This is a genomic window from Tissierella pigra (assembly GCF_009695605.1).
GTDB classification, from domain to species: domain Bacteria; phylum Bacillota; class Clostridia; order Tissierellales; family Tissierellaceae; genus Tissierella; species Tissierella pigra.
Map to the genome: position 1 here is coordinate 101,400 of NZ_VUNQ01000002.1, position 14,989 is coordinate 116,388.

The 14,989-nt window shown below is 32.4% G+C and carries 12 protein-coding genes; 5 read left to right on the forward strand and 7 right to left on the reverse strand.

The window, feature by feature from the left end; genetic code table 11:
• Positions 1–60 precede the first annotated feature (60 nt).
• From FYJ83_RS01760 to kal, 4 genes are all read right to left on the reverse strand, one after another.
• A complete protein-coding gene (locus tag FYJ83_RS01760; protein WP_154438490.1) occupies positions 61–912 on the reverse strand; it encodes a class II fructose-1,6-bisphosphate aldolase in 852 nt (283 codons plus the stop codon).
• Positions 913–1,094: 182 nt separating this feature from the next.
• Positions 1,095–2,033 carry a carbamate kinase gene (arcC, locus tag FYJ83_RS01765; RefSeq protein ID WP_154438492.1) on the reverse strand — a complete coding sequence of 313 codons (939 nt, stop codon included), beginning with the start codon at positions 2,031–2,033 and terminating at the stop codon, positions 1,095–1,097.
• Between the two features lie 66 nt (positions 2,034–2,099).
• Complete coding sequence (kce, locus tag FYJ83_RS01770) at positions 2,100–2,918, reverse strand: 3-keto-5-aminohexanoate cleavage enzyme (protein WP_154438493.1); 819 nt, start codon at positions 2,916–2,918, stop codon at positions 2,100–2,102.
• A gap of 94 nt (positions 2,919–3,012) precedes the next feature.
• Positions 3,013–3,396, reverse strand: a complete 384-nt coding sequence (gene kal, locus FYJ83_RS01775; RefSeq protein WP_154438495.1) for a 3-aminobutyryl-CoA ammonia lyase — start codon at positions 3,394–3,396, stop codon at positions 3,013–3,015.
• Positions 3,397–3,584: 188 nt separating this feature from the next.
• On the opposite strand from kal, the gene FYJ83_RS01780 reads away from it, so the two are divergent.
• Genes FYJ83_RS01780 through FYJ83_RS01790 form a run of 3 tightly spaced genes read left to right on the forward strand, consistent with a single transcriptional unit; the run spans position 3,585 to position 7,725 of the window.
• Complete coding sequence (locus tag FYJ83_RS01780) at positions 3,585–4,298, forward strand: ABC transporter ATP-binding protein (protein ID WP_412034772.1); 714 nt, start codon at positions 3,585–3,587, stop codon at positions 4,296–4,298.
• A complete protein-coding gene (locus tag FYJ83_RS01785) occupies positions 4,299–6,437 on the forward strand; it encodes a COG1361 S-layer family protein (RefSeq protein WP_154438497.1) in 2,139 nt (712 codons plus the stop codon).
• Positions 6,430–7,725 carry an ABC transporter permease gene (locus tag FYJ83_RS01790; protein ID WP_154438499.1) on the forward strand — a complete coding sequence of 432 codons (1,296 nt, stop codon included), beginning with the start codon at positions 6,430–6,432 and terminating at the stop codon, positions 7,723–7,725. Before FYJ83_RS01785 ends, FYJ83_RS01790 begins: the two co-directional genes overlap by 8 nt.
• A gap of 122 nt (positions 7,726–7,847) precedes the next feature.
• Here FYJ83_RS01790 and FYJ83_RS01795 read toward each other — a convergent pair whose 3' ends face one another.
• From FYJ83_RS01795 to FYJ83_RS01805, 3 genes are all read right to left on the reverse strand, one after another.
• Positions 7,848–9,770 (reverse strand): S-layer homology domain-containing protein, encoded by a 1,923-nt coding sequence (locus FYJ83_RS01795; protein ID WP_195837885.1) that lies wholly within the window; start codon positions 9,768–9,770, stop codon positions 7,848–7,850.
• Positions 9,771–9,869: 99 nt separating this feature from the next.
• Positions 9,870–11,474, reverse strand: coding sequence for a CTP synthase (locus FYJ83_RS01800; RefSeq protein ID WP_326828281.1), 1,605 nt, complete (start codon positions 11,472–11,474; stop codon positions 9,870–9,872).
• A 151-nt stretch (positions 11,475–11,625) separates the two neighbouring features.
• On the reverse strand, positions 11,626–12,210 hold the full coding sequence (locus FYJ83_RS01805) for a LysM peptidoglycan-binding domain-containing protein (RefSeq protein WP_216585668.1): 585 nt from the start codon (positions 12,208–12,210) through the stop codon (positions 11,626–11,628).
• 151 nt (positions 12,211–12,361) lie between these two features.
• Here FYJ83_RS01805 and FYJ83_RS01810 point away from each other — a divergent pair, with 151 nt between their 5' ends.
• Both FYJ83_RS01810 and FYJ83_RS01815 read left to right on the forward strand, forming a co-directional pair.
• The gene (locus FYJ83_RS01810) at positions 12,362–13,846 is read left to right on the forward strand and encodes a spore germination protein (protein WP_154438503.1); all 1,485 of its coding nucleotides are present in this window, start codon (positions 12,362–12,364) and stop codon (positions 13,844–13,846) included.
• A complete protein-coding gene (locus tag FYJ83_RS01815; protein ID WP_195837886.1) occupies positions 13,839–14,975 on the forward strand; it encodes a Ger(x)C family spore germination protein in 1,137 nt (378 codons plus the stop codon). Before FYJ83_RS01810 ends, FYJ83_RS01815 begins: the two co-directional genes overlap by 8 nt.
• Positions 14,976–14,989 lie beyond the last annotated feature (14 nt).

Sequence of the window (14,989 nt, forward strand, 5' to 3'; positions counted from 1 at the left end):
CCTCTTTTTCTAGTGAATAACTCTATTCACTACCCCTAGTTATGGATAACCAAAATGAATCTAAGCTTTATTAACTGAACCAAATATCTCCATCTTTTCTTTAATCTTTGCTTTCATTTGTTCTTTAGCAGGCGTTAAGATTTTTCTTGGATCTATATTAGCTGGATTGTCTTTTATAAAGTTTTTTACTCCTTCAGCAAAAGCTATCCTCAAATCTGTATCTATATTTATTTTAGATATTCCTAAAGAAATAGCCTTTTTCAAAGCTTCTTCTGAAACTCCTGATGAACCATGTAATACTAGTGGTACAGATATGGTTTCTCTTATGGTCTTTATTCTATCGAAATCTAGTTTTGGCTCTCCTTTATATACTCCATGGGCAGTTCCTACAGCTATGGCTAAAAAGTCCACATCTGTTTCATTTACAAATCTTAAAGCTTCTTGTGGATCAGTAAAAGTAGCATCTTTTTCATCTACAGTAATATGGTCTTCTGTTCCGCCAATTTTTCCTAGTTCTGCCTCAACTGAAACTCCAACAGCTTTAGCCACTTCTATTACTTTCTTAGTATAAAGAATATTTTCCTCCAATGGGAATCTAGAACCATCAATCATTACAGAAGAAAATCCATGTCTAATACATAACATTACTTGATCAAAATCTGTACCATGGTCTAGATGAAGTGCTACTGGAACCTTAGCATTTCTAGCTGCAAGTTTTCCTAAAGCCGATATATACTCGATTCCTGCATATTTAATGCCACCTTGACTAGCTTGAAGTATAACTGGAGAATTAGTTTCCTCTGCTGCTTCAATAATAGCTTGAATTATCTCCATATTATTAATATTAAAAGCTCCTACAGCATATCCTTTTTTCTGTGCATCTAACAATAATTCTTTTCCCGTAACTAACATTAATACAACCTCCATTTTCATTATAATAAATAGGTAAATTCCACCTCTTTATTACCTAAATTAAAAACTCTCCATAAACAAGTTTCCAGAAAAGCTTCCTCAATAAATATTTCAATGAACTTTTCTTATTATATACTATTATATCAAATTTCTAAAGTATTACAGCTACAAATTCAAACTATTTACTTAGATATTATGGTTCCGCTTTCTCCTTTTAATGACTGCCTAGCTTGGAATAGTGAGCATATATGGGATTTTCCACCAGTTTTCGCAAACTGTAGAGCGGCTTCTATCTTTGGACCCATGCTTCCCTTAGCAAAATGTCCTTCTTCTATATAGTTCATAAGTTCAGATACCTGAATTTTTTCTATGGATTTTTGTTCAGGTTTTCCATAATTAATATAAGCATTATCTACATCTGTTAAAATCATAAATATATCTGCGTTTATTTCCTCTGCTAATTTACAGCTGCTTAAATCCTTATCTATTACAGATTCTATTCCAGAATATGTTCCATTTTCTTCTCTAATTACTGGAATACCTCCTCCACCTCCTGCGATTACAATAACATCATCATCCACTAATTTTTTTATTACTTCCTTTTCTAAAATTCCTATAGGCTTAGGTGAAGCTACTACCCTTCTAAATCCTCTTCCTGAATCTTCTTTTAATAGCCATCCCTTTTCTTCTTTCAAAATTAAAGCCTCTTCCTCTGTATAAAATGCACCTATAGGTTTACTTGGGTCTTTAAACTTTTCATCATCCTTTGATACTTCCACTCTAGTGGCTAAAGTTATAACTTCTTTATTTATCCCCAATTTGTTTAGTTCATTTTTTAATGATTGTTGAATCATATATCCAATGAATCCTTGAGTTTCAGCAGTTAGTACATCTAATGGCATTTGAGGTACGACTTCCTTAGCCTCCTCATTTTGTCTAAGGAGATTACCTACCTGTGGTCCATTTCCATGACTGATTATTAGCTGATAACCTTCTTCTACGAGCTTTGCAAGTACTTCACAGCTTTTTCTTACATTTTCCAATTGAGTTTCATAGTTTGGTTCCTGCTTAGGTTGAAGTATAGCATTTCCTCCTAAGGCAATCACTACTCTTTTTTCCATAATATCCTTCCTCCTTATTCCAAAATAACTCCGATTTCCAGTATCACCAGAAATCGGAGTTATTTTTTATCTTTTGTTTAGACCTAGTATTTCTCTTGCTTCATCTGGAGTAGCTATTTCTCGTCCTAATTCTTTTGCAATTCTTACAACTCTTTCTACTAATTCTCCATTAGATTTAGCCAATACTCCCTTGTCTATATATACATTATCTTCAAAACCTACTCTAACATGACCACCCATAGCTATTGCTATAGCTGCCATAGGAAATTCATGTCTGCCAATACCTGCTACTGTCCAAGTAGAGCCTTGTGGTATACTTTCTACCATAAATACTAAATCTCTTGCACTTGCTGCCATTTGTACTCCTAATACAAAGTCAAAGTGCATTGGTTCTTTTATAAATCCTTGTTTAGCATATTTAATGGCATAGTCAATCATACCCTTATCAAATACTTCAACCTCTGGTTTAACTCCTCTTTCAATCATAAGTCTACCAAAGTTTTTTATAGTGTTTTCAGTATTTACAAATATTTCATCTCCACCAAAGTTACAAGTACCACAGTCTAAGGTTGCCATTTCTGGCCCTAGTTCTGTTGGTTGAAGTCTTTCTTCATCAGTCATACCAACTGCTCCACCTGTGGAAGGTTGGATTATAACATCTGGGCATCTTCTTAATATTTCATCCATACAAGCCTTAAATCTATTTTTATCTTGAGTAGGTGTTCCATCATCTTCCCTAACATGAAGGTGAATTATACTAGCCCCTGCTTTATAAGCTGATTCTGCTTCTCTACCTATTTCTTCTACAGTATAAGGAACTGCTGGATTATTTTCCTTAGTTACCTCGGCACCACAAATAGCAGCTGTAATGATTAATTTTTCCATAAAAACGCCCCCTTTATTATTAGTGAATAACTAATAGTGAATAGTTAAAAACACAAAAGCATTACCCCAAACTTTTTACTATTAACTGTTTTCTTTATTTTCTTATTTTATCCTTAGGTACTACACAAGTTCCTTCTGCTCTACATACTACTATTGGTTCCTCTAACAAATCACAAGCAGAATCACTTATATCTTTTCTTGGTACTATTACTTTTCTAGCTTCAAATACCATCTTTCTAGAAGTATTTCCTACTTTTACAATTTCCCCTACTGCTTCAATATAATCTCCTGCATATACTGGTGCTGTAAACTCTACTTTATCATAAGCTACAAACAGCCCCTCATCTCCATCATGTCTAATAAGTAACTCCGTAGCAACATCTCCAAATAATGCCAACATTCTAGCACCGTCTACTAAGTTTCCACCATAATGAGCATCTTGTGTACTCATTCTAAGTCTAATCATAGCTTTTTCCATAGTGAACCCCCTTGAGAAATTTTATTTAAGTTTATTATATCATATTGATAATCAGTTCACAATTCAGATTTAGAATTCTTAATAAATAGTAATATTCAACATTAAACTTTAATAATATTGTAACTATTTAATATTACATGTTATGATAAAATATAATTAATAGTATTTAATTGGAGGTGAATCTATTTTTGAATGATTTAATTATATTAAAAAATTTGAGAAAAGTCTATAAAATGGGAGACGAAAAAATTATTGCTTTAGATGACGTGAGTCTATCCATAAAAAAAGAGGAATTTATATGTCTTTTAGGTACATCTGGTTCAGGTAAATCTACATTATTAAATATGATGGCTGGACTCGAAAAACCTACTAAGGGTGAAATAACCATAGGGAAATATAAAATACACAAAATGAATGAAAGAGACATAACCAAGTTTCGTCAAAAATATGTAGGCTTCGTATTTCAGTCCTATAATTTGATTCCAACTTTATCAGCTTTAGAAAACGTAAGTTTAGGTCTTACCTTTCAAGGAGTACCTAAATCTGAAAGAGAAAAATTAGCAAAAAAAATCTTAATCGACGTGGGTTTAGAGAAAAGACTTCATCACAAACCATCTGAAATGAGTGGGGGACAACAGCAAAGAGTAAGTATTGCAAGAGCCTTTGTAGGCAAACCTGACATAGTATTTGCAGACGAGCCTACAGGAAATCTAGATACTAAAACTACACTGGAAATCATGGATTTAATCACTGGTATGGCCTATGACCTTAAACAAACCTTAATAATAGTAACCCATGATGTAGAGATCTCAGACTATGCCCATAGAGTAGTTAGTCTTAGGGATGGACATATAGAAAAAATCATAGAAAATGAAAACATAATAAAGGGGGCAGCAAATTAGATGAAAAGATTTTTAAGTATTTTTTTAGCAGCAATCTTGGTTATATTACAAGTTCCAAGTATGGGATTTGCCTATAGAGGTGACCCTAATATAATAATTTCCAATTCAACTACTTACCAAGGTAAGCCCGGTGAAAGTATATCCATATCTGTAGACCTTAAAAACACAGGATATGGCTATGCAACAGATGTTACTGGAAACCTTAGTGGAGACTCTACTGGAATGGTATATGTAGATGGTTCTTCCTTTGATAGTATACGAAGCATGAGAGATCGTGAAAGTGGAACTTTATCATATAGAGTAAAAATAGACCCAGATGCAGAGGGAAAAAATTATTCTTTACCAATTGAAATCACTTACTATGGTGAACCTGATTATCGTAAAATACAGGTTACAGATAAAGATGGTAAACCTGAAAAAGATGACGATGGCAACGATAAATACGAAGAAGAAATTGTACAACCAAAGCAATACACTACAAAAGGAACTATAAATATACGTGTTACTCAGGATAAAACTTCATCTCAACTTATAGTAGATAAAGTAGATATAATGCCTTCGTCTACTGTCCAAGCAGGGGAAGTTATTGCAGTAGGATTTAATTTAGCAAATAACGGTAATGCTACAGCAGAAGACATTAAAGTATCTTTAGGCGGACTATCTGGAGAAGGATTTGCCTTAGCCAATGGAGTTAATAGTAAAACTATACAATCTATAAATTCTGGAGGTAAAAAATATGTGTATTTTGAATTAAAATCATCAAAAAAAATATCCTCTGGAAATCATGAGCTAAAACTAATCTTATCTTATAAAGATAAAAAAGGTGAAACCATAACTGATGAAAGTAATTTCTTTATAACAGTTGCTGGAAATCAAGGTCAATCATCTAATTTAATAATTGAGAAACTAAATTATCCAACAGGTTCAATTGGACAAAACAAAGAAATAACTGTAGGCTTTAGTATTAGAAACCAAGGTCAATCAGATGCAAAAGATATAATCGTGGAAGCTAAAAGTACAGATCCATCAGGAGTAGTGCCTAAATCTGTAAGTATAGTAAAATTAAATTCACTGGCTCCACAGGATTCTCAAGACTTAGAGTTTAAATTTTTAAGTACAAAGGCAGCTGAAACTAAAAACTATCCTATAGAAATCACAGTTAGATATACAGACGATTTAGGAAAAGAAGATACTGTAAATCAATTTGTTGGAGTATTTGTAGTAGCTCCAGAAAAAGGTGATCCAACTAAAGGAAAACCAAAATTAATCATAGACAAATATAGTTTTGACCCACAGCTAGTTAAGGCAGGAGAAAACTTTGAAATGACTCTTTCCTTCTATAATACATCTAGTAAAAAAACTGTTAAAAATATAAAAATATTTTTAACAGCAGAAGCAGCTGGAAGTAATGATAATCAGAAAGCTGGCAGTTCTGCATTTACACCAGTAGATAGTTCCAATACATTCTATATTGACTCCATAGCCCCTAAAGGCAGAGTAGAAAAAACCATTACTATGTTTACAGTTCCCGATGCTGTGGCAAAAACTCATATTATAACAGCTAACTTTGAATATGAAGATAACGATGGTACAGAATTAAAAGATGTTGAGTTAATAGGAGTACCTGTAGTACAACAATCAAGACTTGAAACTGGCGAACTAGGTGTTTATCCTGAAGCATCAGTAGGTCAGCCTTTACCTGTGTCTTTAGAATTTTATAATACAGGTAAAGTTACATTATATAATATGATGGTTAAATTAGAAGGAGATTTCCAAACAGAAAATGGAAGCTATTATGTAGGTAATTTTGATAGTGGTGGCAGTGAATATTTTGAAGGAACGGTAATTCCAAATGCACCAGGAGAGTTAACTGGAGCAGTAGTTTTCACATATGAGGACTCCACAGGTCAACCTCAAGAATTAAGAAAAGAATTTACACTAAATGTAACGGATATGCCTCCAGCAGAGGAGTTTCCCGGAGAATTCCCACCAGAAGATAATATGAATCAAGGTGGAATTAAAGGAATCCTTACTTCAAAATGGCTATGGTCTATTTTAGCCATAGTGGCAGCATCTGTTGGCGGATATTTCTTTTATAAGAAAAAGAAAAAACAAAAGGAAGAAGCATTAGATGAGTAATATAGATTTATTCGTAATGGGATTTAAAAATCTGTGGAGAAGAAAACTAAGAACCTTTCTTACAGTCCTTGGAGTAATCATAGGTGCAAGTTCTATTATAGTAATGCTTAGTCTAGGATTTGGAATGAGTAAAGCCTTTGAAGAACAAATTGCCCAGTGGGGTAGTTTAACTACCGTCAATGTTCGTAAAAGTTGGGAGGCTCCCCAACCTGGGAAAAAAGAAATGCCTTTAGATGATAAAGCCGTAGCATCCTTTAAGACTTTGACTAATGTAGTAGCCGTAAGCCCTACACTTCAAGTTTATGGTTCTATTATAAATGGAAGATATGTTGCATCAGGTTCCATTAAAGGAATAGACCCTGATTCCATGGAAGACTTTGGATTCGAAGCTGCTGAAGGTAGACTTTTAAACAATAAGGATACCCTTACTGTAGTATTTGGAGGTCAAATGCAGAATAATTTCTACGAACCTAAGGCAAGAACCTATAGAGAACCAAAAATCAATCTTATGAAGGATAGAATGACTCTAACACTAGATCCTAACTATGGCTGGTCTACTCCAGGAGAGCAAAAGGTAAATTATAAGGAATATAAAATTAAAGTAGCCGGAGTTTTAACAGAGGGAAACTGGGAAACCAACTATGGAATATATATGCCTCTTAAAGATTTACAACAACTTATAAAAGAAAAAGAAAAATCAGAAAATCAAAAACCACAACCAGGTAAAAAGAATAGTGGATATGATCAAATAAACGTTAAAGTAAATGACATGAAAAATGTCCAAGAAGTGCAAACAACCATTAAGGACATGGGCTATGAGGCTTATAGTTTAAATGATGAACTAGAATCTATGAAAAAACAAGCCGCAGTAATTCAAGCAGTTCTAGGTGGAATTGGGGCAGTATCATTACTAGTTGCAGCCATAGGTATTACAAACACCATGGTAATGAGTATTTATGAAAGAACTAAGGAAATAGGTATAATGAAAGTAATAGGTGCCTCCTTAAAGGATATAAAGAGATTATTCTTATTTGAGTCAGCCTTAATTGGACTTACAGGCGGAGTATTTGGAGTAGGGTTTTCCTATTTAATATCCTTCGTTATAAATAAGCTTAGTGTGAAATTTGGTGCAGCCATTGGCTCTGGTTCCACTAAAATATCCATAATACCCCTATGGTTAATACTTGCATCTATGGTGTTTTCGGCTCTTATAGGAATAGTATCAGGATACTTCCCTGCAAGACGTGCCATGAATCTATCAGCATTAGAAGCGATCAGAACGGAATAAAAACAGTGAATAACTAAGAGTGAAAAGTGAATAGTTTAAAAGATAAAAAAACTAATAATTGGAATTGCCTTCCAATTATTAGTTTTTTAATTATTGGGGAACTTAAAGTTCCCCAAGGTTTATTATCTTAATTGTATAGTATCTGCTACAAAATAGAATCCATCATAAGTTCCTGCTATAAGAATCTTATCTCCTCTTCCCAAATGTGATAGAGAAATGGCTTTAAGTGATCTATCTGCTATAATAGCATCTTTTTTAACACGTACTGTTATTTCATCACCATATTTTGAATCATCTAAATCTGTGTTTTCTATAATCAAAATTATCTCCATATTTCTAGTGTTGATATAATCAATTTTACCTAGTAAAGTAGATTCCAGTCCTTTAGAGTCTGCTGATATTTCAATGATTTCATCACCTTCTGTAACAGCTTCTATATAATATCCTGTTTTTAAATCTATTGGACTTGTAACTGTCTTATCTACTCTAATATACACATCTTTACTTAAAGCATACTTTTCTTCTTTTTTAGTATCTTGGTTTAATACTGTTATTTCTATGCTTTGATGAAGCCTAGTACTTTGTTCTACAATTTGACCTTTTATATTTTTCTTAACTACTTCAGCATCTATATCTTTTACTATGTTGTATTCAGCTTCAACATAAGCATCGTCTTTTACTTTTAAATCCTCTGCTTTTGCTTTTCTATTGTTTCTAGTTATATAAGATTTATCGTTTATTATAAACTCATATACATTATCCTTATCATCCACTATGGTAATATCATATTCTCCATCTTTACTATCTTTTACCTTAGTTATTTCCTTTATAATACCTTCTACTTTCTTGATTTTGCTTATAGCCTCAATATCGTAGATTACATTATTGCTACTTTTTACCTCTATTAAATCTCCTTCATTTAAGTCCTTTAAACTTGCAGATTTATCATTTAAATATACTTCTACATTTTTATCTACATTAAATTCCTTAGAAAGAGTTTTGCTTCCTTCTGTATATTCTAAAGTCATCCTTAGACCAGTAGCATTTATGGATTTAATCTTACCAGATACACTTTCTTCTATGGATTTAGCTTTAAGACTTACTATTTGATTTGTGTTTCTCTTTAATTCTAGTTCTACTTCTTGTCCTTCAGTTAAAGAAGCATAAGAAGCACTTTTACCATCTACAGTTATTACAGATGTATTTGATAATCTATAAGTAGCCTGTCCCTTTACTTTATCTGTAATTGTTACAAGCTTCTCTGCTCCTCCTTCAGTAAGTATCTTTATCTGTCCATTTACACTGTCTGTTTCTGTTGAGTCTGGTGTCTCTGGTGAAGTAGGGTTAGTTGGAGTAGTTGATATTCCATTATTCTCCATATAATCATATGCAGTTGACATCATCTTTGCCATTACATCTCTTGTTAAAGAAGAATTTGGCTTGAAAGTACCATCTCCATTTCCCTTAGCATCATAAACTCCTGCATCAAGTAATACCTGTACATATTTAGCTTGACGTGCTTCAATACTAAGTACATCTTTAAATGGCAAAGCTACAATTAATTTACTTTGAGCTTCATCTTCTAAACCCATGGCTTTTACTAAATACTCACTTATATCTACTTTTTTAATAGGTTTTTTTACAAGACCTTTTTTACTTACATCTCTTAATTGGGATTCAGTAATTATACCTCTATGTAGACAAACAGCTAGTCCTTCTTTTGCCCATGATTCTATCTTCAATTCCTTTAATAAATCATCATAACCATCTAAAGCTTTAGTTCTTTCTGCTTCACTAGGATTAGAAAGTCTAGCAACTAAACTCATAGCTGCATCAAAGTTTAAACTTCCTTGAGGAGAAAATGTTGTACTGGTAGTTCCTGAAATATAGCCTAACTTTGCCATATTCTCTACATAACTATAAGCCCAATGGCTGGCAGGAACATCTTTAAATCTTGGTGCTGCACCATAACTTGGAATCCCTGATATTAATATTGCTGAAGCTAAAATAGTGGTCATGCCTTTTCTCAATTTTACACTTTTCATTTTCATAACCTCCTTTATTTACAGTAATTCCGATTTTTGATTTAGTAATTACTATTCACAGTGGATAATAATATTTAGATCAAAAATCGGAACTATTAGTTATTCATTATCTTTCATAGTTGCTTTAATAAACTCTCTAAATAATGGATGTGCCTTCGTTGGTCTTGATTTGAACTCTGGATGGAATTGAACTGCTACAAACCATGGATGATTTTTCAATTCTATTATCTCTACTAATCTTTCATCAGGAGATGTACCAGATATAACTAAACCATTTTCAATAAGCATATCTCTATATTCATTGTTGAATTCATATCTATGTCTATGTCTTTCATATATAATTTCATCATTATATATTTCAAAAACCTTGCTATCTTCCTTAATTTTACAAGGATATAATCCTAATCTAGATGTACCTCCTAATGTATCTATATCCTTTTGTTCTGGCATTAAATCAATAACTGGATAATCTGTTTGTGAATTTAATTCTGAACTATGTGCATCCTTTAGATTCGCCACATTCCTAGCAAATTCTACAACTGCCAACTGCATACCTAAACATATACCTAAATAAGGGACTTTGTTTTCTCTAGCATATCTTATAGCAGAAATCTTTCCATCTACTCCTCTATCTCCAAAACCACCAGGAACTAAAACTCCATCTACATCAGATAAAAGTTCTTCTACATTGTCATCATTTATTTCTTCTGCATGAATCCATTTTATACTTACACTTATATTGTTGGCAATAGCACCATGACATAAGGATTCTGATACAGATAAGTAAGCATCCTTCAGTTCAACATACTTACCCACTAGACCAATAGTCACATGACCTTGAGGATTATTTACTCTTTCAACGATTTTATTCCACTCTGTTAAATCTAGCTCATTACATTGTAAATTCAAGTGATTTATAACTAATTGTGGAAGTCCTTCCTTTTCAAGCATTAAAGGAATTTCATATATAGTATCGGCATCACTATTCTCTATTACTTCTGATGGGTCTAGGTCACAGAATAAGGCTATTTTATCCCTTAAATCCTTAGCAATAGGAACTTCGGTTCTACAGATTAAAACATCAGGTTGAATTCCAAGACCTCTTAATTCCTTTACACTATGTTGTGTAGGCTTAGTCTTTAGTTCTCCAGCTTTAGATAAATATGGAACTAAAGTCACATGTAGATACATTACATTTTCCTTACCTACATCATATTTAATCTGTCTAATAGCTTCTAAGAAAGGTAAAGACTCTATATCTCCTACTGTACCACCTATTTCAGTGATCACAACATCTACATCTCTTTCCTTAGATGCTCTTATGATTCTTTCTTTGATTTCATTTGTTATATGGGGAATTACTTGAACTGTTCTTCCATCATACTCCCCTTTTCTTTCCTTATTAAGTACAGACCAATAAATTTTACCAGAAGTTACTGAACTATTTTTACTTAAATTTACATCAATAAATCTTTCATAGTGACCTAAATCTAAGTCTGTCTCCGCTCCGTCATCTGTAACAAATACTTCTCCATGTTGATATGGACTCATTGTTCCTGGATCCACATTTATATAAGGATCAAATTTTTGAATAGTAACTCTAAGTCCTCTGCTTTTTAAAAGTTGTCCCAAGCTAGCAGCAGTAATTCCCTTTCCTAAAGATGAAACTACACCACCAGTAACAAATATATATTTAGTTGGCACTTTACCAAAACCTCCTCAAAATATTTCATATAGTCAATTTAAAAATTTCGTTTACTATAGTCTATCCTAATAGTTTATCTTATATAAAAAAATAAGTCAATTATTTGGAAGGTTTTTTGAATAAAAAATAGAGAACCTTAGGTTCTCTATTTTATTGTTGAGGTATACAAATTACTTGACCTATTTGTAAATTATTAGGATTTATCCCTGGATTTACACGCATTATTGCATCAACTGTAGTACGGTATCTTTGTGCAAGGATATAAAGAGTATCCCCTGATCTAATAGTATAAGCAAAAGTTCCTGCTGGACAATGTCCCGGTGTCGGTCCTCCAGAACAATTTACTCCCAATGCAGTCCAAGTATTTATTCCTACTATTCCATCTGGTGTAAGTCCTCTACTTCTTTGGAAAGCCACAACAGCTGAATGAGTATTCGGACCAAATATACCATCTATAGCACCTGGATTAAATCCATGACCTAATAAAAGTTGTTGAAGTCTTACTACATCAGCCCCTCTGCTTCCTTGTCTTAAAGTAGGACAACTTCCTGGTGTCGGTGGTGGAGTAGGTCCTGATGTTGGTATACAAATTACTTGACCAATAAATAATCTATCTGGATTTACACCTGGGTTAGCTTGCATTAGAGCATCTACAGTTATACCGTAGGTTTGAGCTATTCTATAAAATGTATCTCCCGCCTTAATAGTATAAGGCATTCCATTTGGACAAAACATATTATTACCTCCCTTAATTGAATTATAACTCAATATAGTATATTCAAATAAAATCCATTGGTTCATCATAGATTTAATTTTATATAAGACAACATAAAAATACTCTATTTGGTAAAGCTAACAAATAAACTTATATAAGGTTGTGGATATTATGAAAAATTTACAAGATTATAATATATCTTACTCTTTAGATGAAAATATAAATTTAATGAAGGAAATATTTAAAGACGATAATACTTTAAAAATAAAAAAACTTCAAAACCAATTTAATCCCAATATGGTTTGCTGTATATTTTTTATTAATGGAATGGTTGATGAAAATATAATCAGTGAATATATAATAAAACCTATTATTACAAATAGGATTTCATCTAATTTAAACCAAATGGACACTTTCCAAGATCAAATTATTATGTCATGCTCCTCTGAAAAAACTAAAGATATATCTAAATTAGTTGATGCAGTTCTAATGGGAAATACTGCTCTATTTTTAGAATGCGAAAACAATTGTCTTATTATAAAAAGTCAAGGTTGGCAAACCCGTAATATTGAAGAACCTACTGTAGAAAAAGCCCTTCGTGGTCCAAGGGAAGGGTTTAATGAATGTTTAATGGTTAATTTGTCTATGATTAGAAGGAAAATCAAATCAAATAAATTAAAATTTAATTTTATGACCATTGGAGATATAACCAATACAGATATTTGTATAGCTTATATAGAGGGGTTAGCAGAGGAGAAAATTTTAGAGAACCTATACAGTCAATTAAATGCCATTAAAATTGATGGAATCCTTGATGTGAAATATATTCAAGAGTATATTGACAAAGAACCTTTTTCTATATTTGAAACCACTGGAAGTACGGAAAAACCAGATGTAGTAGCGTCAAAACTTTTGGAAGGGAGAATTGCAGTTTTAGTTGACGGTTCTCCTGTAGTCATGACTCTACCTTATATTTTTATAGAGCTTTTCCAATCTGCTGATGATTATAGTTTAAATTATTATTTTTCATCTATAAATAGGATTCTTCGTATATTTGGGTTCCTTTCTACCATAAGTATTCCCCCCATATATCTAGCATTAGTAACCCAGCATCAAGAGTTTATTCCTACTCCACTTATGATGAGTATTTATGCCTCTAGAATATCTACCCCATTGCCTACAATTTTAGAGCTTACTGGACTACTAATAGTATTTGAGGAACTTCGGGAGGCAGGAGCACGAATGCCTTCATTTATTGGGCAAGCATTATCTATAGTAGGAGCATTAGTTCTAGGAACTGCAGCTGTAGATGCAAGATTTGTTAGTGCTCCAATAATTATTGTAGTTGGAATGTCTGGAATTGCTGGTTTAATAACTCCGAATCTAAATGGTGCTTCAAATGTTATAAAAATAGCCCTGATTTTTCTTTCTTCTATCTTAGGTCTATATGGATATATTATAGGAATGACATTTCTCCTTATTCATTTATTTAAGCTTGACTCCTTTGGCATACCATATATGTCAAATTTAACTACATTTAATATGCAAAGTTTAAAAGATACAGCCGTAAGATTTCCTGCATGGTATATGAGGCTTAGACCTAGATATATGACAAATAACCATATTCGTAGTAATGGAGGTAAAAACCATGAATAAATCTTTTATTTTTATACTAATTATATTTATGATTTTAAGCCTTGTTACAGGTTGTGGAAGCTATAAAGAAATTGAACAGCTCTCTCCCGTAGCTGGAATAGCCATAGATAAAAGTCCTATTGGCTACAAATTGACTGTAGAAATCATAGATGTAGATGAGTCTAATAAAGAACCAAAGTTTGTTTCATTAAAATTGAGTACAGAAGGAAAATCAATTTTTGATTGTATTAGAAATATGATTAATCTTACGGCAAAGAAATTATATTTTGGACATACGTCAGTAGTCATAGTGAGTAAGGATGTGGCTAAGGATGGTATTATACCTATAATAGATTTCATATTTAGAGACGCGGAGCCTAGAATCAATATGTATATGGTGGTTTCTGATGAGTATACTGCCAATGAAATACTTCATCTCAAATCTGTATCTACTGATATTCGTTCCTTTGAAATAGACACCATGATTGTTTCTAATGACCAACTATCTAAAGTTCCCAATACTTCTGTTTATCAATTAGCTAATCATATAGGAACTCCAGGATTATATCCTGTAATTCCTACTGTTAGTATGGAAGTAAATGAAGGATTAGAAACCATCGTACTATCTGGTGGTGCTATTTTCAAACAAGATACATTAGAGGGATTTTTAGGACTAGATGATATTAAGTGTCTTCGTTTTATTAGAAATGAAATTAAAGGTGGACTTTTTATTTTTGATATTTCAAATACTACTATCTCCTTAGAGATATTTAAAAATAAAACAAAAGTTAGACCAAAGATAGTAAATAATCAACTGGTCATGGAAATTAAAATAAAAACCATAGTAAGCATAGGAGAAACAAATGGGCAAATAGATACTCTTCATGAAAATAGTATTAATAGAATTAAAACTATAGCTGAAACATCACTGGAAGATGATATTCTTCAATTTATTAAAACTATACAAACTGATTATGGGTTAGATATATTTGGATTTGGCAATATAGTAAAACAGAGAATGCCTGATTTATGGAAGGAAATTGAAACTAATTGGGATAGTATTTTTAAAGAATTAGATATAGATGTAGATGCAGATATTCATATTAGAGGTAGTGGAAACCTATTTAAAAATATAACAGAAAAACAGTAACCCTAAGAGGTGGT